The organism is Gemmatimonadaceae bacterium (assembly GCA_036273715.1).
In the GTDB taxonomy this organism is placed as follows: domain Bacteria; phylum Gemmatimonadota; class Gemmatimonadetes; order Gemmatimonadales; family Gemmatimonadaceae; genus JADGGM01.
Genome location: DASUHB010000068.1, coordinates 26,603 through 49,976, shown reverse-complemented (window position 1 = coordinate 49,976; position 23,374 = coordinate 26,603). Strand labels below are relative to the sequence as shown.

16 protein-coding genes are annotated in these 23,374 nt (G+C 67.8%); 7 read left to right on the top strand and 9 right to left on the bottom strand.

The annotated features are described in order from the left end of the window. The first annotated feature begins 136 nt into the window (after positions 1-136). On the top strand, positions 137-1,291 hold the full coding sequence (locus tag VFW04_15880; GenBank protein ID HEX5180810.1) for an NmrA family NAD(P)-binding protein: 1,155 nt from the start codon (positions 137-139) through the stop codon (positions 1,289-1,291). Here VFW04_15880 and VFW04_15875 read toward each other — a convergent pair. After that, positions 1,288-2,781: an amino acid permease gene (locus tag VFW04_15875; protein HEX5180809.1), complete on the bottom strand. Its 1,494-nt coding sequence runs from the start codon at positions 2,779-2,781 to the stop codon at positions 1,288-1,290. The genes VFW04_15880 and VFW04_15875 overlap by 4 nt on opposite strands. Continuing rightward, complete coding sequence (locus tag VFW04_15870; protein HEX5180808.1) at positions 2,778-3,563, bottom strand: peptidylprolyl isomerase; 786 nt, start codon at positions 3,561-3,563, stop codon at positions 2,778-2,780. Before VFW04_15870 ends, VFW04_15875 begins: the two co-directional genes overlap by 4 nt. 33 nt (positions 3,564-3,596) lie before the next feature. Between VFW04_15870 and VFW04_15865 the strand changes: the two genes are divergently transcribed. Further along, on the top strand, positions 3,597-4,778 hold the full coding sequence (locus VFW04_15865; protein HEX5180807.1) for a glycoside hydrolase family 27 protein: 1,182 nt from the start codon (positions 3,597-3,599) through the stop codon (positions 4,776-4,778). A 54-nt stretch (positions 4,779-4,832) separates the two neighbouring features. Here VFW04_15865 and VFW04_15860 read toward each other — a convergent pair whose 3' ends face one another. After that, positions 4,833-6,437: a S41 family peptidase gene (locus tag VFW04_15860; protein HEX5180806.1), complete on the bottom strand. Its 1,605-nt coding sequence runs from the start codon at positions 6,435-6,437 to the stop codon at positions 4,833-4,835. A gap of 193 nt (positions 6,438-6,630) precedes the next feature. On the opposite strand from VFW04_15860, the gene VFW04_15855 reads away from it, so the two are divergent. Continuing rightward, positions 6,631-9,000, top strand: a complete 2,370-nt coding sequence (locus VFW04_15855) for a phosphoketolase family protein (protein HEX5180805.1) — start codon at positions 6,631-6,633, stop codon at positions 8,998-9,000. A 16-nt stretch (positions 9,001-9,016) separates the two neighbouring features. Here VFW04_15855 and VFW04_15850 read toward each other — a convergent pair whose 3' ends face one another. Together VFW04_15850 and VFW04_15845 are read right to left on the bottom strand one after the other, a co-directional pair. Next, the gene (locus VFW04_15850) at positions 9,017-11,215 is read right to left on the bottom strand and encodes a cation:proton antiporter (protein ID HEX5180804.1); all 2,199 of its coding nucleotides are present in this window, start codon (positions 11,213-11,215) and stop codon (positions 9,017-9,019) included. Positions 11,216-11,377: 162 nt separating this feature from the next. Next, on the bottom strand, positions 11,378-12,376 hold the full coding sequence (locus tag VFW04_15845) for a hypothetical protein (GenBank protein HEX5180803.1): 999 nt from the start codon (positions 12,374-12,376) through the stop codon (positions 11,378-11,380). Between the two features lie 330 nt (positions 12,377-12,706). On the opposite strand from VFW04_15845, the gene VFW04_15840 reads away from it, so the two are divergent. From VFW04_15840 to VFW04_15830, 3 genes are read left to right on the top strand one after another with little or no spacing between them, the layout of a single operon-like run. Then, complete coding sequence (locus VFW04_15840; GenBank protein HEX5180802.1) at positions 12,707-14,977, top strand: M28 family metallopeptidase; 2,271 nt, start codon at positions 12,707-12,709, stop codon at positions 14,975-14,977. Further along, on the top strand, positions 14,974-15,708 hold the full coding sequence (locus VFW04_15835) for an ATP-binding cassette domain-containing protein (GenBank protein HEX5180801.1): 735 nt from the start codon (positions 14,974-14,976) through the stop codon (positions 15,706-15,708). The genes VFW04_15840 and VFW04_15835 overlap by 4 nt, the downstream gene beginning before the upstream one ends. Continuing rightward, entirely contained in the window at positions 15,708-17,300 is a 1,593-nt protein-coding gene (locus VFW04_15830; GenBank protein ID HEX5180800.1) for a glycine betaine ABC transporter substrate-binding protein, read from the top strand. Before VFW04_15835 ends, VFW04_15830 begins: the two co-directional genes overlap by 1 nt. Positions 17,301-17,310: 10 nt before the next feature. On the opposite strand, the gene VFW04_15825 is transcribed toward VFW04_15830, so the two are convergent. From VFW04_15825 to VFW04_15815, 3 genes are all read right to left on the bottom strand, one after another. Next, complete coding sequence (locus VFW04_15825) at positions 17,311-17,625, bottom strand: DUF4342 domain-containing protein (GenBank protein ID HEX5180799.1); 315 nt, start codon at positions 17,623-17,625, stop codon at positions 17,311-17,313. After that, on the bottom strand, positions 17,622-18,029 hold the full coding sequence (locus VFW04_15820; GenBank protein ID HEX5180798.1) for a hypothetical protein: 408 nt from the start codon (positions 18,027-18,029) through the stop codon (positions 17,622-17,624). Before VFW04_15820 ends, VFW04_15825 begins: the two co-directional genes overlap by 4 nt. A gap of 90 nt (positions 18,030-18,119) precedes the next feature. Beyond that, positions 18,120-18,551: a hypothetical protein gene (locus tag VFW04_15815; protein HEX5180797.1), complete on the bottom strand. Its 432-nt coding sequence runs from the start codon at positions 18,549-18,551 to the stop codon at positions 18,120-18,122. 270 nt (positions 18,552-18,821) lie between these two features. Between VFW04_15815 and VFW04_15810 the strand changes: the two genes are divergently transcribed. After that, complete coding sequence (locus tag VFW04_15810) at positions 18,822-20,018, top strand: hypothetical protein (protein ID HEX5180796.1); 1,197 nt, start codon at positions 18,822-18,824, stop codon at positions 20,016-20,018. A gap of 43 nt (positions 20,019-20,061) precedes the next feature. Here VFW04_15810 and VFW04_15805 read toward each other — a convergent pair whose 3' ends face one another. Then, positions 20,062-23,103 carry a BamA/TamA family outer membrane protein gene (locus VFW04_15805; GenBank protein ID HEX5180795.1) on the bottom strand — a complete coding sequence of 1,014 codons (3,042 nt, stop codon included), beginning with the start codon at positions 23,101-23,103 and terminating at the stop codon, positions 20,062-20,064. Between the last annotated feature and the right edge of the window lie 271 nt (positions 23,104-23,374).

Here is a 23,374-nt window from a genome sequence, read left to right as displayed (position 1 = left end):
GGGTGTCCGCTTTCAGCATCGCGTGTGCGAAATCGAACAGCACGTTGACCGCGTCGACGGGTTGGTGCATTCTCTGCGCAGGGTTGGTGCTGGTGGCAAAGCGCTGCGAAACTCACGCAGTCGACAGGGAGGGGTCATGGCGGCGAAGAAGCGCAAGACGGCTCGGAAAGCGACGCGCAAGCGGAAACCGACGGCCACGAAGCGGCGCAGCGCCAAGACCACGACCAAGCGCGGTGTGCCGGCGAAAAAGAAGCGCGGGGCAGCAACGACGCCGCGCCGTGGATCGACGAAAGGCAAGAGCACAGCCAAGGCGAAGACGAGTCGAGCGTCGCGAGCGCGCCCTGCGCCGAAACGCATCATCGCGGTCATGGGCGCGACCGGGTCGCAGGGCGGGGGCCTGGCGCGCGCGATCCTGAGCGACCCGTCGAGCGGCTTCACCGTGCGCGCGATCACGCGCAACCCCGGCGCGCCGGCGGCGCGCGAGCTGGCTCGGTTAGGCGCGGAGGTGGTGGCCGGCGACGCCGAGGACCGGTCGAGCCTCGAGCGCGCGTTCGCCGGCGCCTACGGTGCCTACTGCGTCACCTTCTTCTGGGCGCACATGTCGCCCGAGCGGGAGAAGGCCGAGGCGATGGCCCAGGCCCAGGCGGCCAAGCGCGCCGGCGTGGAGCACGCCATCTGGTCGACGCTCGAGGACACGCGCCAGTTCGTTCCGTTAGGCGAGACGCGCATCCCGACGCTCATGGGCCACTACAAGGTGCCGCACTTCGACGCCAAGGCCGAGGCCGACGCGTACTTCGCGACACTCGGCGTGCCGACCACGTACCTGGTGACGTCGTTCTACTGGGACAACTTCATCCACTTCGGCATGAACCCGAAACCGGGCGCCGACGGCGTGCTCGAGATCGCGCTGCCGATGGGCAGCGCGAAACTCTCCGGCATCGCCGCCGAAGACATCGGCAAGTGTGCGTACGGCATCTTCAAGCGCGGGGCGCCGTACATCGGGCGCCGCGTCGGAATCGCCGGCGGCCACGTGTCCGGCGCGGAGATGGCGGCGTCGCTCGGCAAGGCGTTAGGCAGGCCCGTGCGCTACGTGGCCGTGCCGCCGGACGTCTATCGCCACCTCGGCTTCCCGGGGGCGGATGAACTGGGGAACATGTTCCAGATCGATGCCGAGTTTCAGGATCGGTTCATGGCGGCGCGCGACATTCGCGAGGCCAGGGCGCTCAACCCGGCGCTCCAGTCGTTCGACGACTGGGCGAAGGCGCACCGGAAGGAGATCCCGACGTCCTAACGGAGGGTCGGCGCGGCGGGAGCCGGGCCGGGCGGCCGGGCGGCGTCATCGCGCGAGCGGCGCGCGCGGAACCACGCGTACACCGGAACGCCCAACACGAGAAACGCGAGCGCGGCGATGGCCTGCGCCGGCGCGGTCGTCACCGCGTTCCCGATCATCCAGACCGTGCCGACGACGTAGATCGCCGGCACGATTGGGTATCCCGTCACCCGGTACGGGCGCGGACGGTCGGGCTGCGTTGCGCGCAACCGGAACACCGCGGTCACCGTGAGCGCGAAGAAAATCATGAAGGCAAACACGGCGAGATCGCTCAGCTGGTCGTACGTGCCCGACGTTGCGAGCACCGACGCCCAAGCGGCGAACGCCGCAATGGCCCATCCGGGCACGTGCGATCGCCGCGTGACGCGGCCGAATACGGGAAAGAATTGACGCGTCCGCGCCATCGCGAACAACACGCGTGAGTTGGACAGGAGTCCGCCGTTCATCGTACCGAGCGTCGCGATGATGAACACGAGTGCCGCCAGCTTGGTCGTGTCGCTGGCGAGAAAGCTGCCGACGGCGAGTGCGGCAACCGCCGGCGCGCCGGGATGCAGCGTCGAATTCGCCGACGCGACGGTGGACGCGGGCAGCGCATAGAAGTACGCGGCGTCGATCGCGAGGTACAGCACGATCACGATGAACGTGCCTCCGATGAGCGCGCGCGGCACGTTGCGACCCGGATTCCGGATTTCGCCCGCGGCCATCGGCAGATACGACCATCCGCTGTACGCCCACACCGCGCCCACCAGCGCAGCACCGAATGCCGACACGCTCACCGCGCCGCCCGGCGCTGGCTGCGCAAAGTGCGCCCAGGATCCGCCGCGCGCCGCGGCGAGCGCGCCGGCCACGATGCCGATCACCGCCAACACTTTGATCGTCGCCAGCGCCACCTGCACGCGTCCGCCTGCGCGAACGCCGGCGCAGTTGATGACGGCCAGCATCAGAATCGGCACGATGGCCACGGCTTGCGGCGCGCCGAACGACCAGTGCACATGCACGCCCCACACGGTTCCGGCGACCCGCACCCAGGGGCCGCCTAACGAAACCAGCGGCGACAGGAAGGTCGAGAACGACACGCCGAGGGCGGCCAGCGAGCCGCTGCCGGCGGTGAAGCGCACCCAGCCATAGAGGAAGGCGACCGCGTCGCCGTACGCCGCGCGCAGAAACACGTACTCGCCGCCGGCCTCCGGCATCATCGCCCCCAGCTCGGCGTACGCCAGGGCGCCGAACAGCGTGAGCACGCCGGCCGCCAGCCACGCCGCCAGCACGGCCCACGGGCTGCCTAACTGCTGCGTCATCACCGCGGCTTTGAGCAGCACGCCGGTGCCGACGATGGTCCCGACGACTAACGAAATGGAATCGAGCAGCGACAGCCGGCGCACCAGCCGTCCGCCGCTCGCCCCGTCGCCGCTCCGGCGCAGGCCGGCGGCCGCGGACGGCGACGCCATCATGGCGCGCGCACGATCGTCGCGCTGATGAGATGATCGAGCCGGGGATAATTGCGATCGAGGTAATCGTTGCCGCCCTCGAACACCGGTCCCTGCTTACCGCCGCGCATGCCGCCGCCCGCCGTCTCGCCGTACTCCGAATTCAATCGATCCACCACGTCCATGCCGCGAACGACGGAGCCGAGCGGCGCGAAGCCCTGCGCATCCAGCTGCGGGTTGTCACGCAGGTTGATGTAGATCTGCGTCGTGCGCGTGTCGGGTCCGGTCATCGCGAACGCGCAGGTTCCGCGCGCGTTCGTGTGACGAACGCTGTCGTCGCCGATGCGCTGGTCGCGCCATCGCTGTGCGATTGCGGGATCGCCCGCGATGCCGAATTGCACGATGTATCCGGCGCGCACACGCGAGAACCGCGAGTCATCGAAATATCCGGAGCGCACGAGCTGGTAGAACCGGTCGACGCCGCGAGGCGCCCACGCGCGGACTGCGCCGACCACGAACGCGCCTTTGGTCGTCTCGAAGCGGACGAAGAAGCGATCGGGCGCGCGCGTTTGCCAGAACGCGTTCGACGGATCGCGCAGCACCGTGCGCGCCGGAGCCGCCGCGTTGAACGAAGCGCTCTGCGACCGATGGCATCCCGCGGCTGCGACGCACACCACCGCGAAGGCGATGGCTTCCGCGCACGATCCTGAGCTCCGCACGACACATGATGCGCCATGGACGGGCACGCTGTCCAGTGACATGCCCAACGCCTGGCGCTTGCCTCGCGTCGTGCGCGCCAGCATCATCGGCCAACGCTTCGATCGCCCGGAGGCTGGACCGTGTCCGCTCGCGTCGGATTGTTCGTCGTTGCGTTGGTCATGGGCTCACTCGCGCCGACGCCGCCATTCCATGCGCCGCTGCCGACATTGGCGCCTGGCAACGGCCTCGCGCTCACGCCGCCGCTGGGGTGGAACAGCTGGAACCACTTTCACTGCGGCGTCAATGAGCAGATGATCCGCGAGACCGCGGACGCAATGGTATCGAGCGGCATGCGCGACGCCGGTTATCGCTATGTGGTGATCGATGATTGTTGGCAAGTCGCGCGCGATGCCAACGGCGTACTCGTCGCCGATTCGACGCGGTTTCCGCACGGCATCAAGTCGCTCGCCGATTACGTCCACGCGAAGGGATTGTTGTTCGGCATCTATACCGACGCCGGAACCAACACGTGTCAGGGTCGCCCTGGGACCCTCGGCCACGAAGACCTGGATGCGCGCACGTTCGCCGACTGGGGCGTCGACTACGTGAAGGAAGATTGGTGTCACGCCGCGAAGCTCGATGCGCCCACGCAGTACGCAAAGTTCCGCGATGCGCTCGCGCGCACCGGACGCCCGATCGTATTCAGCATCTGCGAATGGGGATCGAATCAGCCGTGGGAGTGGGCGCCCCGCGTCGGCAACCTGTGGCGAACCACGGATGACATCGAAGACACGTGGAGCTCGATGCTGGACAATCTCGACCAGTCGGGCCAACATGCGGCCGCCGCGAGTCCGGGCGCGTGGAACGATCCCGACATGCTCGAGGTGGGCAACGGCGGCATGACCGCCGACGAATATCGCGCGCACTTCAGTTTGTGGGCGATCATGGCTGCGCCGCTCATCGCCGGCAACGACCTGCGCCACATGTCGCCGGAAACCGTGCAGACGCTCACCAACCGCGAGGTGATTGCGGTGGATCAGGATTCGTTAGGCGCGCAGGGCATTCTGGTGTGGGAACGGCCGCCCGAGCTCCAGGTCTGGGCCAAGCCCTTGGGCGACGGCTCGCGCGCGATCGCCTTACTCAACCGCTCGTCCGCGCCGGCGAAGATCACCGCCTCCTTCGCGCGCGCCGGCCTGCGCACCGACTCGGCGCAAATCCGTGACCTCTGGCAGCACAAAAATCTCGGCACGTTCGCCCGTCAGTTCGAGAGCGTCGTCCCGCCGCACGCCGCCATGCTGCTCCGCGCGACACCCGTTCGCTAACGACCTTATCCGGCTTCTCCGCGCCCGTCCGGCTTTGTCCGCTCAGTGTCCGCCTTAGAGGCCGTTCGCCACCCCTCGCTGCGCCAGAGACCAGAGCTGCGTCTGTGTCGATGCGTGCTCGAGCATCGTGAGCGCGCGCTGCAGCGGTGCATCGCTCGGCGCCGAGCGACGGAACGCGCTCGAGTCACCGAACGCGATGGTTGCAATCTGCTGCTCGAGGAGCCGGTCAACCCACGGCTCCGCGGCTTCGAACGTCGCGCGGTCGACGTTCACCCCTGATGCGCGCAGCTCTCGGTAGAACGCTTCGCGCCACTCCGGCAGCACGATGAAATCGCCGCGCACCGTGGTGCGAAGTCCGCGCGCAACGTCGAACAGAGCCGTGCGCGTTTGCGCGGCCTTGGGCGCGAATTCGCGCGCGAGATGCTGCTCGGCGCTCGTGAGTGTGTCCGACGCGACCGTCACATCGGGCGTGATGCCGCCCCCGCCGAGGACCGTGCGTCCGCCGTCGCTCTTGTAGCGCGGCCGGTGCGCAGGCGGCGCGGTATCGGCCAGTGGATTGACCGACGTGTCCGGCGCGCCATCGAACGTGTGCGCGCGCTGGATGCTACGCCCACTCGGCGTGTACCAGCGTCCGGTGGTCAGCTTGAGCGCGTAGCCGCCGTCGAGGTTGAACAGCGATTGCACGACGCCTTTGCCGAACGACGTCTCGCCGACGATCACGGCGCGATCGTGATCTTGCAGCGCGCCGGCGACGATCTCGGATGCCGACGCCGTGTAGTGATCGACGAGCAGCACGACGGGCTCCGATCGCACCAGGGGCGGGATGCGCGCGCGATAGCTCTGTGCCGGTTCGCCGCGTTGTCTGAGCTCGGCGATTTCCTGCCCGGCGCGGAGGAACAGGTTGCTCACCGCCAGCGCCTGCGCCACATCGCCGCCGGGGTTGCCGCGCAGGTCGATCACGAACGAGCGTGCACCGCGTTGTTTGAGTCCGGCGACCGCGCTGGCCATCTCGCTGTCCGCGGTCTCGTTGAAGCGCTGCAGCGGGATGTAGCCGGTGTGGTCGCCGATCACCATCGCGAACGGCACGGCCTGCGGCCGGACGATGGCGCGCACGAAGTGGGTGCGGATGGGCGTCGTGATGCCGGCGCGGAGGAACGTGAGGTCGACGCCGGAGCCGGGCTCACCGACGAGCAGCTGCGAGACGCGATCGCGGGGGAGCTTGGCCACGGGCGTGCCGTTGATGGCGACGATCTCGTCGCCGGTCATCACGCCGCCTAACGCAGCCGGCGAGTGCTGGAACACGCCGGTCACCGCGATGCCGCCCGGCTGCCGCTCGAGCGACATGCCTAACCCACCGTACGCGTTGCCGATGTCGTTGCGGAGGAAGCCCGCCATGGCGGTGCGCGAGAACAGGCTCGCGTACGGATCACCGATCGCGCTCACCATGCCGTTCGCCGCCTTCACGAACAGCGAGTCGTCGGAGATCGAGTCGACGCCGCGCGTCGCCACCAGCCGGCGCACTTCGTCGAACAGCCGGGCGCCCCGCTCGTCCCGCTTGCTCTGGCGGCTGGCCGCCATGCCGACCACGATGGCCACGCCGGCGGCGGCCGCGAGCGCCGCAGCCACCACGACAGTCCGCATCTGCCGGAATCCGGACATGGCTCTCCTCGGCTAAACCACAGGGTGCGGGCCGTATGAACCCGAATGCCCCAGGCTAGAACGGTGCGCACGCCAGGCTGTAGCGTCAATGGCGCGTCAGCGGCCTGTGATGTCAGAATCCTGCCATCGCACCGAGCGTACCCGGCCGTAGGGCGCGGTTGGCTGTCGTTCGGGCACTCGGTATGTTGCGCACATGAGTGCTCCTCTGCGCGCGCTCGCGACGTCCGGCCGTGAGCAGATGAAGAGCAGCATTGAGCTGCTGGATCGGACATTCCTCGCCGCGAACTATCTGTCCGCCGCGGAGCTCTACCTCAAAGACAACGTGTTGCTGCGCGAACCGCTCGCGCCGCGACACATCAAGGCCCGATTGCTCGGGCACTGGGGCACCGTCCCCGGCATCAATTTGTTGTACGCGCACCTGGGACGGCTCATACGCGACCGCGGGCAGCGCGTCCTGCTTGTCGTTGGGACCGGCCACGGCGCACCCGGCGTGCTGGCGAATACGTTCCTCGAGGGAACGTTAGGCGAGCGGTATCCCGAATACTCGCGCGACGCGGCCGGCGTGCAGGCGATGGTGCGCGCGTTTTCGTGGCCCGGCGGATTCCCGAGCCACCTCACGGCGCTCACGCCGGGCACGCTGCACGAGGGTGGTGAGCTCGGATACTCGCTCGTGCACGCGGCCGGCGCGGCGATGGACAATCGCGCGCTGTTGGTCGCGTGTCTCATCGGCGACGGCGAGGCCGAGACCGGTCCGCTTGCCGGCTCGTGGCACTGGCATCGGTTCATGAATCCGGTCCGCGATGGCGTCGTGCTGCCGATCCTGCATCTCAACGGTTACAAGCTCTCGGGACCATCGCTGCTGGCGCGGTTCAGCGCCGACGAACTTGCCGAATATTTCGCGGGAATGGGCTACGAGGCGCGGGAAGTCGCGGGCGACGAGCGCGCGCTCGTACACCGCGCGATGTGGGACGCACTCGACTGGGCGTCCGATCGGTTAGGCGAACACCGCAATGCGGCGCGCGACGGCGGCGCGAGCCAGCAGCCGTGGCCGCTCATCGTGCTGCGTACGCCAAAGGGCTGGACCGGACCCAAGAGTCTCGACGGCCAGGCTATCGAGAACACGTTCCACGCGCACCAGATTCCGATCGAAGACCCGGCCACCAACCCGGACCACCTGCGCGCGCTGGAGCGCTGGCTGCGCAGCTATCACCCGGAAGAGCTGTTCGACGCCGACGGCCGCCCCGCGCCGGACGTGACGGCGATGTACCCGGTTGGTGACATGCGGTTAGGCGCGTGCCCGGCGGCAAACGGCGGCGCGCTGCTCGTGCCGCTCGTGTGCCCGGATCCGACTCCTGTGTCGGTGGACGCGGCCGCGCCCGGCGAAACGATCATCGAGAACACCAAGGTGTTAGGCAGCTACCTGCGCGAAGTCTTCAACGCCAACGAGGACGCGGCCAACTTCCGGCTCTTCTGCCCCGACGAGACGTCGTCCAACCGCTTGCAGAACGTGTTCGAGTCGACCCTCCGCGCCTGGATGCTCCCGCTCGTGCCGACGGATGAATACCTCTCGATGACGGGCCGGGTGCTGGAAATCCTGAGCGAACACTGCTGCGAGGGCTGGCTCGAGGGGTACGTGCTGTCGGGCCGCCACGGAATCTTCGCGTGCTACGAGGCGTTTCTCACCATCGTCGACTCGATGGTCCAGCAGTTTGCCAAGTGGCAGAAGATGGCAGCCGAGGTGAAGTGGCGGGTGCCGACCGCGTCGCTGAACCTGCTCGTGACCAGCCACGTGTGGGAGCAGGATCACAACGGCTACAGCCATCAGGGTCCGTCATTGATGAACCTGCTGCTCACCAAGAAGGCGGCGACGACACGCGTGTTCTTGCCGCCCGATGCGAACTCGCTGCTCGCCGTGACTCGCCGCTGTCTCGAGAGCCGTGGCGACATCAACCTCATCGTCGCGTCGAAGAAGCCGATGCCGCAGTGGCTCGACGTGGAGGAAGCGGATGCGCAGTGCTCCGCCGGCGCATCGCACTGGGCGTGGGCGGGCACCGACCCATCGCATGCCGACATCGTGCTCGCGGCGGCCGGCGACGTGCCGGCGCGGGAATCCGTGGCGGCCGCCTGGTGGCTGAGGCGCGTGGCGCCCGATCTGCGCGTCCGCGTCGTCAACATCATCGACTTGTTGGCGCTCGAGTCGCCGGACGACAACCCGCACGGCATCGATGCCCAACGATTCGATGCGTTGTTCGGTGCGACCATGCCCGTCGTGATGGCGTTTCACGGATATCCGAGCGCCGTGCATGAGATCATCCACCACCGGCCGCATCCACAGCGCTTCCACGTGCGCGGGTACGTCGAGGAGGGCACGACGACCACGCCGTTCAACATGCTCGTCCTCAACGGCATGAGCCGTTTTCAGCTGGCGATCGAGGCGCTGCGCCGCTGCGCGCGCACGGACGGCATCGACCAGCTCGAGGGAAAGCTGGCCGAGCACGGGCGGTACATTGTGGAGAACGGCGAGGACATGCCCGAGATCCAGCGGTGGCGCTGGTCCGCCTAACGCAATAGCGCCGCGGTCAGGCGAGGTGCGGAACGACGACCGCCGTCGTGCACCCCGCGCGCTCGACGATCGACGCCGTGCCCTGACCGAAGAACAGCGGCTGCGCGAGCAGCTTGTTCTCCGCGCCTAACACGAGCAGGTCGTAGTGGCCGGCGTGCGATTGCTCGATGATCGTCGCCGCCGGGTCGCCGCTGGCCAGGATGCGGACGCGCGGATCGATACCCGCCGAGGCGGCCAATTTCGCCAGATCTCCGCGGATGCGATTCTCCAGCGTCTCCGCCTCAAATTCCGCCACCGCGTGCGATGCCCGCAGCTCGGGCACGGCGAGCGCGCCCGTCGTCACGCGCGCTTCGTTGATCACGTGCAGCAGCGTCACCTGCGCGCCCGCGGATGCCGCGTACAGAAACGCGAACTCGGCGGCGGCGCGCGAGAAGACGCTGCCATCGAGCGGCACGACCACGCGCTCGTAAATGGTCGGCGCCGTGCCGTCTGCGCCGCGGACGATGACGACCGGCATGCGGAGCCGGCTCACCACGTCGCCCACGGCCGAGCGGCTCACCAGGTGGCGCGGCGCGGCGCCGATGAACACCAGATCGTAGTCGCGGGCGGCTTCGTCGAGAATGGCGGTGGTCGGCGTCGCCGATCGCACGCGGCGCACGACGAATCGCTTCTGTTGGTCGGTCAACAGCTCGGCGGCGCTCTCGAGGTGGCCGTCCAGTCCGAAGCCGGCCAGCGACGAGGTGCGTTCGCCGCGCAGCCGGGGCCACCGCTGATGCGCGCGCTCGGAGTCGACGTACATCGCGGTCAGCGTGCCCTCGTGCGCGCGGACGATCGGCGCGGCCAGGGCGAACGCCGCCATTGCGTTAGGCCCGCCCGCCGTCGGCACGAGCACGCGCACCGCGCCGGTGGACGGCAGCAGCGTGCGGTCGCCGGGCTCGAGGCGCCGCCGCTCTTCGTCCGTCACCGGCACGTGCTTCATGACGACGCGCAGGAACATCGGCGCCAGGAACGATGTGATCACCGCGATCATCACGACGATCGAGTACATCTCGTTCGTCAACAGACCGAGCGACAATCCGATCAGCGCGACGATCAGCTCCATCGCGCCGCGGGCGTTCATCCCGACGCCTAACGCAAGCGACTCCCAGCGGTTGAGCGACCCGAGGCGGCCGCCCACGTAGCAGCCTCCCAGCTTGCCCGCCACCGCGATGCCCAGCACGATCGCCGGCAGCTGCCACCCCGAGAGCGACCACAGGTCGACCTTCAGTCCGACGAACGCAAAGAAGATCGGCGACAGCGAGGCGAGCACGAACGTCTCGATCGTCTGCAGCGTCGCCGCGCGCACACGCGGGATCTGCCGCACGAGCAGCCCGAACACGAACGCGCCGAACACCGCGTGCACGCCGATCGCTTCCGTGATGGCGGAGCACAACAGCGTGGCGACCAAAATGAGGGTGAGGTCCGCGCCGATCAGCGGCACGCTGCGATTGACCCAGCCGATGACGCGCGTGAATCCCGGATACACGATCCAGCGCATCACGCCGAGGAACACGACGAGCGCGATCGCCGTGAACGCGAGCGACCCGGCGGAGAACGATCCGGCGGTCGCGATCCCGGCGATCACCGACAGCACGAGCCAGCCGACCGTATCGTCCACGACCCCGGCTGAAAGAATCACGACGCCGAGGTTGCGCTTCATCAAGTTGAGATCGATGAGAATCTTCGCGATCACGGGCATCGCCGAGATCGCCATCGCCGTCGCGATGAACGCGGCGAAGATCGCACGTTGGCTGGTCTGCGCCAGGTAGCGGTCCGGCATCCACAGGCCTAACGCAAGGCCGAGGGCGAACGGAACCGTGATGCCGAACACCGACGCCATGAGCGCCGGCCGGCCCAACCGCCGCATCACGCGGACATCGGTCTCGATGCCGGTGAGCAGCAGCAGGAAGATCATGCCGAGGCTCGAGATCACCTCGAGCAGATGGAACTGCGACGACCGCTGCGGGAAAATCGCGGTGAAGAGATCGGGCGCATAGTGCCCGAGCACCGACGGGCCGAGGACGATGCCGGCCAACAGCTCGCCGATCACCGCCGGCTGGCCGAGTCGCCGCATCACTTCCGCGAGCAGCCGGCAGAGGAACATCAAGCCGGCGATCTGCAGCAGCAGGATCTGTAAGTCGTGCCCCGAAATCGGCGGCACCGTCGCAGAACCCATAGCGTCCCTCGTGTCCAGCGGTGCGGGGGGCGGCGAATACAAAACCCGTCGCGTGCGGCGGCGGGCCCGATGATTCCATCCAAGGTAACGCGGCCGGCGCGCCGCGCCTATTCACCGAACTCTACGTTTATCATCCGGCGACTGACCGGCCGGTAAGCCGCGTCACCGCGCTGGCAACTCAATCCGGGTGATGCGGCCATTTGGGCCGACGGCCCATCCAATCCGATCCGATCCGAAGCCGACGCTCCAGTACGCCGCCGAGTCGATGAGCGTCCAGGTGCGGCCGTCATCGGTGGACGCTGCGGCGCCGCCGGGGCCCACGGCAACCAACCAGGGCGCCGTCGAGCGCGAGTACGCGGCGCCGAACACCGGCCCGGGGAAGGGCAGCGCGCCGCCCATGGTCCAGGTTCGGCCGCCATCATCGGTGATCGCGACGTCGTGCTGGAACGCGCGCAGGCGCGCGATGTTTCCGCCTAACGCAACGATGTGGCGCGCGTCGCGGATCGCGAGGCTCGTGATGCCGGCCGATGTGTCGGCGGCGAGCGGCGTGTTCGCGACATCCCACGTCGCGCCGCGGTCGCCGGTGCGGAGGATGCGCGCGGTGCGCGCATTGCCGGTGCCGATCCACGCGTCGCCGGGCGGCAGGGCCATCGCGCACGTGCCGCTGGCCGCGAACGCGCCTTCGTTGGGCAGCGCCGCCGGCAGCGCGCGAGCCGGAACGGGCGACCAGTGCGCGCCGTCGCTGGTCGTGATCACGAGAAAGCGCCCGTCCACGGCGTCGCTCATCGCGACGCCGTGCATGCCGTCCCAGAAGGCAAAGCAGTCGTAGAACGCCCTGGAGTTGCGGGCGGTGAACTCGAGGGCCCAGGACGCACCGCCGTCGGTGGTCTTGTAGATGCGGGAATGTTCGCCTAACCCGCTCGACAACAGGTACGCGGTGCGCGCATCCACGGCGTGCACGTCGCGGAACTCCAGCGAGTCGGCGTTGGGCATCACGGCGCTTCGCCAGTGCTCGCCGCCGTCGGTGCTCACGGCCCAGGTCGCCGAATGCCCGCCCACCCACACGACGTTGGAATCAACGGCGCTCACGTCCTGCAGCAGCGCCGCCGTTCCGCTCCGTTGGGCAACGAGCCGGATGTCGGCTCGGCGTGGATGCGTCACCGCGGCCGCGCCGGCGGCGACGGCGCCGCCGAGCGCGAGGACGCCGAGCGCGCGACTGATTGTCGAGGTCAGAATCGATGGTCTCCGAGCGAGAGGACTGGATGCACCGTGAGCTTCGTGCGCACGCCATGTTGCGTCGTGGCGGCCGGCGCATGCAAGTCCGACGCCCCCGCGCAGCGCCCGAGGCTGCAAACTAATCGCCGTGTCGCCCGGCGCGGCCAGCCATCGCGCCCGGCGATGTGAGCGCCGAACGACCCCGTTCTTCCACGTGGCGCATCTCTGTTTCGTTGCCGCATATTGCTCGCGTCCTCACCTCATTCGAGCCTCGCAATGCGACGTATCGGTTTCCTTGCCGCCTCTTCCGTTGCCGCGATCGCGTTCCTGCCGATCACGACGCTTCCGTCAACCGACACGCTGCCTGGATTCTCCGCGCAGTCGGCTCGGCTCGAGCTCGATTGGGAATCGAAGTTCGACGCCATTCCATCCCCCGACACCATCCGCGCCAACATGCGCCGGTTGTCGGCGCGGCCGCACCACGTCGGGTCGCCGTACGATCACGACAATGCGCAGTGGCTGCTGGCGCGCTTCAAGTCGTTCGGCTGGGATGCGCACATCGAGCAATTCGACGTCCTCTTCCCGACGCCGCGCGAGCGAGTCGTCGAGCTGGTGGCGCCGACGCATTTCAGGGCGAAGCTCGAGGAGCCGGCCGTCGCCGGCGACCCTACATCGTCGCAGCACGACGAACAGCTTCCGCCGTACAACGCATACTCGGCCGACGGCGACGTGACCGGACCGCTCGTGTACGTGAACTACGGCATCCCGTCGGACTACGACGAGCTCGCGCGACACGGCATCTCGGTGAAGGGTGCGATCGTGATCGCGCGCTACGGCGGGTCGTGGCGCGGCATCAAGCCGAAGGTTGCCGCGGAGCATGGCGCGGTGGGTTGTCTCATTTACTCCGACCCGCGCGACGACGGCTACGCGCAGGGCGACGTGTTCCCGAAGGGGCCGTTCCGTCCGCGCGACGGCGTGCAGCGGGGCAGCGTGGCCGACATGCCGCTCTACTCGGGCGACCCGCTCACGCCCGGGGTGGGCGCGGTGCCGGGAGCCAAGCGCCTAACGCTAGCCGAAGCGAAGACGCTCACCCGGATTCCAGTGCTGCCGATTTCGTATGGCGACGCGGAGCCGCTCCTGGCGGCGATGACCGGTCCGGTGGCGCCGCCCGCATGGCGCGGCGCGCTGCCGGTGACGTATCACCTGGGACCGGGCGCCGCGCGCGTGCACCTGCGTGTGAAATCGGACTGGTCCACCAAGCCGATCTACGACGTGATCGCGATGCTCAAGGGGTCGACGAGCCCCGACGAGTGGGTGATTCGCGGCAATCACCACGACGGATGGGTGAACGGGGCCGGCGATCCGCTGTCGGGGCAATCGGCGCTGCTCGAGGAGGCCCGCGGGTTAGGCGAGCTGGTGCGCCAGGGCTGGCATCCGCGCCGGACCATCGTCTACGCGGCCTGGGACGGGGAAGAGCCCGGTCTGTTAGGCAGCACCGAGTGGGTCGAGACGCACGCCGATGAGCTCCGCGGCAAGGCGGTGGCGTACATCAACAGCGACGGCAACGATCGGGGATACCTCAACGTGGGCGGATCGCACACGCTCGAGCGCTTCGTGAACGACGTCGCGCGCAGCATCCAGGATCCCGAAACGCACCTCACGGTGTGGAAGCGCTCGCAGCTCGTGCGCATCGAACGCGCGCGGTCGGCCGCAGAACGCAGCGAGCTGCGCAGTCCGAACGGCGAGCTCCCGATCAACGCACTCGGCTCGGGCTCGGACTACACGCCCTTCCTCCAGCATCTGGGTATCGCGTCGCTCAACATCGGCTACGGCGGCGAGGTGAGCAGCGCCGGCGTGTATCACTCGGTGTACGACGACTTCTACTGGTACACGCACTTCGGCGACACATCGTTCGTGTACGGCCGCGCGCTCGCGCAGACGGGCGGCACCATGGTAATGCGCCTGGCCGATGCGGATCTCCTGCCGTTCGATTTCAGCGACCTCGCGCGCACGGTGCATGGCTACGTCGGCGAGCTGGAGAAACTGCTCGACGCAGAACGGGACAGCGCGCTGGAGCGGAACCGCGAGCTCGGCGAGGGCGTGTTCGCGGCGACCTCGGATCCCTGGTCGCCGACGAACCCGCCGCCGGCCGAGGCCGTGCCGCCGCACCTGGATTTTTCGCCGCTGGACAACGCCATCGACTCGCTCACGCGGAGCGCGGATCGCTACGCGCGCGCCGCGGCTGCCGCGCACGCAAAGGGGATGTCTAACGAGGCGGTGCTGGCGCGCGTCGACGCGCTCGTGATGCAGAGCGAGCGGCGCCTGACGAACGCCCAGGGCTTGCCGCGGCGCCCGTGGTACGTCCACGAGCTGTACGCGCCCGGCTTCTACACCGGCTACGGCGTCAAGACGATTCCGGCGGTGCGCGAAGCGATCGAGCAGCGCAACTTCACCGAGGCCGGCCGCGAAATCCCGGTGGTGGCGCAGGCCCTGACGGACGAAGCGGCCCTGGTCGACTCGGCCGCCGCAGCGTTAGGCGGGACGTGACTGGACCGGCAGTCCGCATCGAGCGGGTCTCGAAGTCCTACGGCCACGTTCGTGCGTTGATCGACGTCTCGGTCGACGTTCCCCGGGGCGCATGCGTGGCGCTGGTCGGTGAAAGCGGCTCGGGAAAGACGACGCTGCTGCGGTGCATCAACCGGTTGGTCGCGTTCGACGCCGGCCAGATCACGGTGTTCGGCAGCAATGTGCTCGAAAGCGATCCGGTAGCGCTGCGGCGCGCCATCGGCTACGTGCCGCAAGACGGCGGCCTGCTGCCGCACTGGCGGGTGCGTCGCAACGTCGCGCTCGTTCCGTGGTTGGACGGCGCGCCGGATGCATCGCCGCGCGCCGAACGCGCGATGGCGGCGGTCGGGCTCGAGCCGGGGATGGCCGAGCGATGGCCGCACGAATTATCGGGAGGACAGCAGCAGCGCGCGGCGGTGGCGCGCGCCGTGGCGGGCGGGCAGTCGTTGGTCCTGCTCGATGAGCCGTTCGGCGCCCTCGATGCGATCGCGCGCTCGGATCTGCAAGCGATGATGATCGCGCTGCGCGAGCAGTCATCGCTCACGCTCGTGCTGGTCACGCACGATCTCACGGAGGCGTTCCGCCTGGCGACCGCGGTGGTGGTGATGCGCGCCGGCCGCGTCGAGCAGCACGCGCCGCCGGCCGACATCCGGAATGCGCCGGCGACGCCGTACGTGGCCGCGCTCCTGGCGCGCGCCGGCGTCGAGCCGTGATGCTTCGGCTCGCCGCCGCGGCGCTCTGCGCGGCGCTGCTCGTGCCTAACGGAGCAGCGGCGGGGCTGCGCCAGGCCGGCGCGCGGCCGGTGGTCGTCGCGTCCAAGCCGTTCGGCGAATCGTATCTGCTGGCCGAAATGTTCGCCCAACTGCTGGAATCGCGCGGCATTCCCGTGGAGCGCCGCGCCGGGCTCGGCGCCACGCAGGTCGCGTTCGCGGCGCTGCGATCGGGCGCGATCGACGTCTACCCCGAGTATACCGGCACCGGATTGCTCGCCATCCTGCACGCGGCGCCGATGCACGACGCCGGCGCGGTGTTCGACACGGTGCAGCGAGCGTTCGAGCAGCGGTGGGGCATCCGCTGGCTGCCTCCGTTAGGCTTCGAGAACACCTACGCGATCGCCGTCCGCGCCGGAACCGCGAGCCGGTACGGGCTCCGGACGCTGAGCGATCTGGCGCGCGTCGCTCCCAGGCTCACGGCGGGGTTCACGCCCGACTTCATCGGCCGCGCCGACGGCCTGCCGGGCCTGGCCCACGTCTATGGCCTCCACTTCGCGGCCGTGCGGCCGCTCGATCAGGCGCTCAAGTATCGCGCGTTGGCGTCGGGGAAGGTCGACGTCGTGGACGGATATTCCACCGACGGGTCGATTGCGCGCTACGGCCTCGTGGTGTTAGGCGACGACCGCCACTTCGTCCCGCCGTATCAGGCCGCGGCGCTCGTCGGCGCCCGATTGCAGCGCGACGACCCGGCCGCGGTCACGGTGTTAACGGAACTGAGCGGGCGGCTGAGCGCGCCGGTCATGCGGGCGCTCAACCAGCGCGTCGAAATCGGCGGCGAGTCGGTCGCCGCCGTCGCCACGGCCGCGCTCGCATCGCTCGGCCTAACGCAAGCACCCAGGGCGGTCGCGGCGGCGCCGCAGACGACGAAGCCGTCGTTCACGGCTTATCTCTGGCAGCGCCGCGCGACGTTGTGGAACGAGACGCTGCGCCATTTGCTGCTCGTCGCCGTGCCGCTGGTCGCCGGCATCATCGCCGGAGTGCCGCTGGCCCTGTGGCTCGAGCGCCGGCGCCGCGCGGCGGAGCCCGTGATTCGCGCGGTAGGCGTGCTCCAGACGATTCCGAGCATCGCCTTGCTCGCGATCATGATCCCGCTGTTGGGCGTTGGCGTGTGGCCGGCGCTGGTCGCGCTGTGGCTGTACTCGCTCTATCCGATCGTGCGCGGCACGTTCACGGCGGTGCGCGACGCCGATCCGTCGGCCGTGGCCGCAGGGCGAGCGTTAGGCATGACGCCGGCGCAGGTGCTGCGCTGGATACGGACACCGCTGGCCGCGCCCGGCATCATGGCCGGCATTCGCACCGCGGCCGTGATCGACGTGGGCACGGCGACGCTGGCGGCGTTCATCGGCGCCGGCGGCTTGGGCGAACCGATCGCCACCGGCCTCGCCCTCAACGATACCCGTCTCATTCTCTCGGGCGCGATTCCCGCCGCGGTGCTCGCGCTGATCGTCGATGCCCTGCTCGCCGCCGTCGAATGGTCCACGACGCCCGAGCCGCTCCGCGCCGCGGCCCGCGAACGATCACGCGACCGCTAGCCGCCTAACGTCAGGCTTTGTCGACTTTCTCCACGACGAGCGTGTAGTTGGCCGCCAGCGCCGCCAGTGCGCCGATCGCCACCCAGATCGGCAGCAGCACCGCCCCCACCACGCCGACCGTCAGCGGCACTTCCATCAGCGTGTGCCCCTGCTCGTTCTTGATCGTGATGCGGCGGATGTTGCCCTGGTGGACGAGCTCCTTCACGCGCGACAGCAGGCGCTCGCCGCTCACCTTGTGCTCCTCGGTATGGACCTTTTCCTCGGACGATGGAGGCGGTGTGGTGGGCGTCATCGCGTACCCCTTGGATGAGTTCTGCTCGGTCATTTCTCGGTATCCGTCGCGAGCACTTTGGAAACTGCGGCATGCGCCAGCACGACATCCGGGTCGCGCTGCAGCGCCTCGTAATAGTGCGTTCCGAAACCTACTCCCTCTTCGACAGGCGTGAGCAGGCTGCGCGCCGTACTCATGAGCCCGTGCACGTCCGCCATCGTCGGCGGCTCATCCGAGTCGAGTCGCTCGTCGATCTCGACCACGAGGGCCGAGATCGGCCTGAGCCACACGAACCACGGATCGTGAATCACCAGCTGCAGCAGCTCGCCGCTCGTCGACACACGCCCCACGACCCGCTCGAACGTCCTTCGCTCCGAATACACGAGCGTCTTGTGCAACCCCAGCAGCGCCCGTCGCAACGCGCCCAAGCGTTGACGGGAAAGATCAGTTTCGGACATGAAGAAAAGTAACTGAGCCGAAAACCGGCGCGTTTCGGCTTGTCCGGCCTTGTCCGGCCTTGTCCGGCCGTGTCCGCGCCCTTGTCCGCCTTAAGGCATCAGATCCCCGCACGTCCCATCGAACCACACTGTCGGATGCGACGTGACGTCGGCCAGGTCGTGCATCACCTCATGACGCACCACGAGCGTATCGCTCGCGTAGAAGTCCGCGATCACGATGGTGTGCAAGCTCGGATAGGTGACGGCGGCCGCGTACCCGCCCGCGTCTGGAGCATGCACCATCGACCCGGGCACGTGATACCACCGGATGCGTGCGTAGTCACCAACGAGCCCCGAGCATCGCTCCATGCCCGCGTACGCTGCGGCGTACCAGGAGGGCGCCGTGAGCGGTGCGGCGTTCACCAGTGCCGCCGGGGCGATCGGTGCCGATGGCGAGGCGCAGGTGAGCGCGGCGAAGCCCGCGGCGACAAGGAGCGCGAGGCGAGAGAGACGGGGGCCGGTCGACTCATGGTGAGAATGCATGGCCGGCTCGAGTGCAAGCCGGATTCCATCGCCGTCGACCCGTCAGACCGGTCAGCGGGGCCAAAATCGACGCGCGAGAGCACCAACTTCGATGCGCGCTCGACTATGGAACGAACTGTGCCTTCCTCCGGGCGGGAATTGTAGCGGGCGCAGCCATAGCCGACCGGATGGCATCGCCTTTGCCCGAAGAACCCACGTCACCCCGATTTGCGGCGCTCATGACGTCGTTGCGACCGCATCCTCAAGTCAAATCGTACGGAGGAAGGCTCAATGCGCCATTTTGCGTCGCGACGTGTCAGCCGATTCGCGCTCGCTCTGGCTGCGCTCGCCTCGGCTGCAACGCTTGCTGGGTGCGGAAGCGACAACGGCACCGGTGTCAACACCGGGTCCGTCAACGTGTCGGCCGCCACCACGGGCGCCGATGTCGATTCGAGCGGCTACAGCGTCGTGATCGACAACGGCAATGGACACTCCATCGGCATCACCGATTCGGTTACGGTATCCGGGGTCGGGTCGGGCAGCCATCAGGTGGTGCTGGCGTCGGTCGGGTCGAACTGTGTGGTCTCGCCGAGTGACACGCAGACGGTCACGGTGACGAGCGGCTCGGCCGCGTCGGTGTCGTTCCAGGTGACGTGCGCGCTGCGGCAGATCGTGTTCGCGTCGTTTCCGTCCGACAGCGGCGACATCTTCACGATCGCCGACGACGGCACCAACGCGCACCAGCTGGCCTCGTCGCCGAGCTTCGACGGGCTGCCGTCGTGGGCGCCTAACCGGCAGCTCATCTCGTTCTCGTCGAGCCGCCAGCACACCGGCCACGGCTTCGACATCTGGGTGGTGACGCCAAGCAACACGGGGCTCAAGCGCCTAACGACAGCGACCGGCGAGAACGGCCTGCCGGCGTGGTCGCCCGATGGGAGCAAGATCGCGTTCGCGTCCACGCGCACGGACACGACCGTTGGGCACGCTGAAATCTGGGTGATGAACGCCGACGGCAGCAACCCGGTGCAGCTCACACACGATGACGCGCTGGCCAACGCGCCCGCCTGGTCGCCCGACGGATCGCAGATCGCGTATCAGTCCGACGCCTCCGGCCCAACGCAGATCTGGGTGGTGAACGCGGACGGCAGCAACCCGCACCAGCTGACCAACGATCAGTCCAATGACGCCTCGCCCTCCTGGTCGACCACCGGCATGATCGTGTTCCAGTCGGACCGGGATCGCACCGCCGGTGATACGTCCGAGGTCGAGGTCTACGTGATGAAGTCCGACGGGACGAATCAGACGCGGCTCACGACGAGCCCCGGATTCGACGGCACGCCGGCGTGGTCGTCCGATGGCAAGAAGATCGTGTTCGAAAGCAGCCGCAGCGGCCACTCGGACGTGTGGATCATGAACGCCGATGGCACCAATCAGACGCGCGTCACCAGCAACGGCGCCGACAACGGAACGCCCAAGTTCGAGCCGTGACGGGTGAGGGAAGCGCGCGGTACTGCGCGCTTCCCTCCGTCCGTTACCATCCCGGCGTGAGCTGGAATCCCCACTGGTTCTTCGCGTTCGGACGCTGGAACGGGTGCGCGTACCAGACTTCCGCCACGAGATAGCTCAACACGTTCACGCGCATGCTCACGCCGGCGCTGAAAATCGGCACGCGGCCCTGCGACGTAGTCGAGAACTCGATGTTCGGCTGGTCGGCCGATGTCCAGGCGACGCCGGCGTCCACGAACGGCGAGAGCTCGGTGGCCAGGTACGGGAAGTTGATCAGCCCGAACTGGTCGGTGCCTAACACTGGAATGCGCAACTCCACGTTGGCCACCGCCATCTTGCTGCCGATCAATCGGTCGAACACCGGGCAGCTGCTGGTCGCGGACGCGACGCACTCGTTTGCGTTGATCGAGTTCACGTCGTAGCCGCGCACGAGCTGCGGATCGCCGACGTACAGCGGGAACAACTCCGGGTTGTCCGCGTCCGGCCCGTACCGGCCGATGTGAATGGCCCGGAAGGCGAACGTGATCGGACGCATGAAGAAATAGCGCCGGTAGTCGGCCAGTACGTTCTCCATGCGCAGCGATCCGAACGATGGGTCGACCTCGAAGCGATAGCGGCCGCCGGCGATCGGCGACGTGAATCCGTAGTACGAGTAGTCGCCCACGAACGCCGCCGTCAGCGACACGTAGTTCCAGGTCGGCAATCCCGACGACACGTTCTGCTGCGTTTCGCCGAACGGAATGCCGGTGGTCGGGTCGATGAACAGCCGGAAGAGCTGCGTGCCGTAACTCAGGTGCGTCGCCGAAATGCCGAACTCGAAGCGTTTCGTGAGATCGAGCGGGTACTGCGTGGCCGCGTTCACCTGGTCGTAGTACTGGCGAATGAGCCGCTGCTCGAACACCGTCGTCGGAACCTGGTTGCCGCTGTTGTCGGTCAGCGTCGTGTCGAATGCATCGGCGCCGATCAGGGGATAGACGGTGTGCGAGAGACCCACCTGCCAGTTCCATCGGTGGGCGAGGTTGGCGTAGAAGACCGATCCGCCGAAGTCCTGGATGTCGCCCGCGCCGCCTAACTCAACACCGATGACGTTGTTGCTCAACTGGTCGGCGAAGTACGCGGTGACGCCGCCGCCGGCGATCGTTCCGTACGGCCCGACGCCCACGCCCACACCGGGCGAGCCCAGGTACTCGAGCGAGATCTTCGGGTTGTAGGGGAGCGACGCATACTGCTCGGCCGGCGGCAAGCCGGTGACCGGATCATGCACGCGCTGCGTGATCTCGCCGACTTCCACCGGTTTGAGCGGCGGCATGTTGCCGGCGATCGACGTCGTGTCCACGTTAGGCCCGAGCAGCGTGCCGCCGGCTTCGTCGGGCTGCATCGTGTGCAGCGAGTACCCGCCGCGCTCGAACAACGAGAACGCGAGCCGCCCTTCGTCCTTGGCGACCGACAGGGCGGGGGAGAGCGCTTCGATGCCGCTCACGCCCGTCGCCGACTTCGTCACCTCGTACACTTCGTTCGTCTGCAGGTTAATGCGATAGATGTCATCGTATCCGCCGCGGTCGGAGACGAAGTAAATGCTCTTGCCGTCCGGCGAATACTGCGGGTTGATCGACTTCGCGTTCGGGAACACGGGCACGAGCGAGATCTTGCGCGTGTCCATGTCCATGAGGGCGAGGTGCATCGGCCCGTACTTGAGCGTATCGAGATTGGTGAGCGGGCCGGAATCCGTGACGAACGCGACCGTCTTGCCGTCGGGCGACCACGCCGGCTGGATCTGCGCGTAGCGATCGTGCGTGAGGCGTTCCTGGTTGCCCGTCTTGAGGTCGTAGAGGAACAGATCGCTGATGCCGCCGACCATGCCGGAGAACACCATCTGATCGTTAGGCCCCCACGAGACGTCGGTGATCGCGCTCACGCCCTGTTTGGGTTTGATGCGCCGGATGATGTCCTTCCTGTCGACGTTGAACACGTCGATCTCGTTCTTGCCGTCGGCGTACACGATGAACGCGAAGTCCTTGCCGTTCGGCGACCACGAGCCCGACGAGTTGATGAAGCTGATCGCGTCGAAGTGCTGGTCGCTGTTCGGCCCCGTGAGCTTCTTGACGATCCGTCCCGTCTGCGCGTCGGCGACGTACAGGTCGATGTTCAGCAGGCCGCGCGTCGTCAGGAACGCGAGGTACTTCCCGTCGGGGCTCAGCGCCGGCGAGACGTCCATGTCGCCGTACTTGCTGCCGGGCCGGAGGAGGCGCTTGCCTAACGAATCGGGCACCTGGCGGCCCTGCATGAGCGGGAGGTACGCGTCGCGGATTGCCTGCAGCCACTGCGCCGACAGCGTGTCGCTGCTCATGCCGAGGGTGCGGCGGATGCCCAACTCGAATCCGCTCTGCAGGGACGCGCGGTAGAGCTGCTGGACGACGTCGTCGCCCCAGCGCCCGCCAATGTACGCCCACAGCGCCTCGCCGTAGCGGTACGGGAAATAGCGCGGGTCCGTGCTCAGCTTCTTGATCGTCGGAATGTCGTTGCGCAGCGCCGCGTCGCGCAGCCACATCGCGGTGTTCGGGTCGTTCCTGCCTAACGAGAGATATTCAGCCATGCCTTCGATGAGCCAGAGCGGGAGGCGGTCGAGTGCGATCATGCCGCCGCCCTTCATCTTTCCGGCGATGTCGTACTGGAATACGTGCGTCAGCTCATGGCCGATCACGTGGTCGTCGTCGGCGTACACGCCGGTGAACGGCAAGACGACGCGGCTCCGCAGCCCCTCGGTGACGCCGCCGGTGCTCTGGTCGATGAATCCGCCGATGACGTTGGTCTGCTCGAAATCGGCGTGGTTGGCGTAGAGGATGATCGAGCGCCGATCGAATTCGTCGGTCAACGTCTTGCTGTGCCGCGCGTACCACCGCTCCGCCATGCGCGCGGCGTCGACTGCCGCGAGCGACTCCGCGGGATAGTAGTAGATGTCGAAGTGCGGCGTCTTGAGGCGCTTGAAGTGGAACGTCTGGTATTGGACTTTGTTGCGGCCGAAGTACTGCGCCGCGGCAGTGGACGGCAGGCTAGAGGCGAATCCCATCGCGAGCGTCGCCGCGATCGTGAGAGCCTTACTCCCTGCTATGCGTACGCTCGGCACGTTAGCCTCTCGTAGGGGGTTGAGCGCGCGACTCGACGGGCGAATGCATCGCGCAATCGTTGTACCAATACACGCCCCGTCTTCGCGGTTCGCGCGAGACGATTTGCATATGGCGCACGTACGATACTACAGGTCAGCCTCACCGGAAGATGGTGTTGTCTGCCGATGTCCCGCGTGCATCGCCGCAGCGAGTGACCGCATTCCGACACAGCGT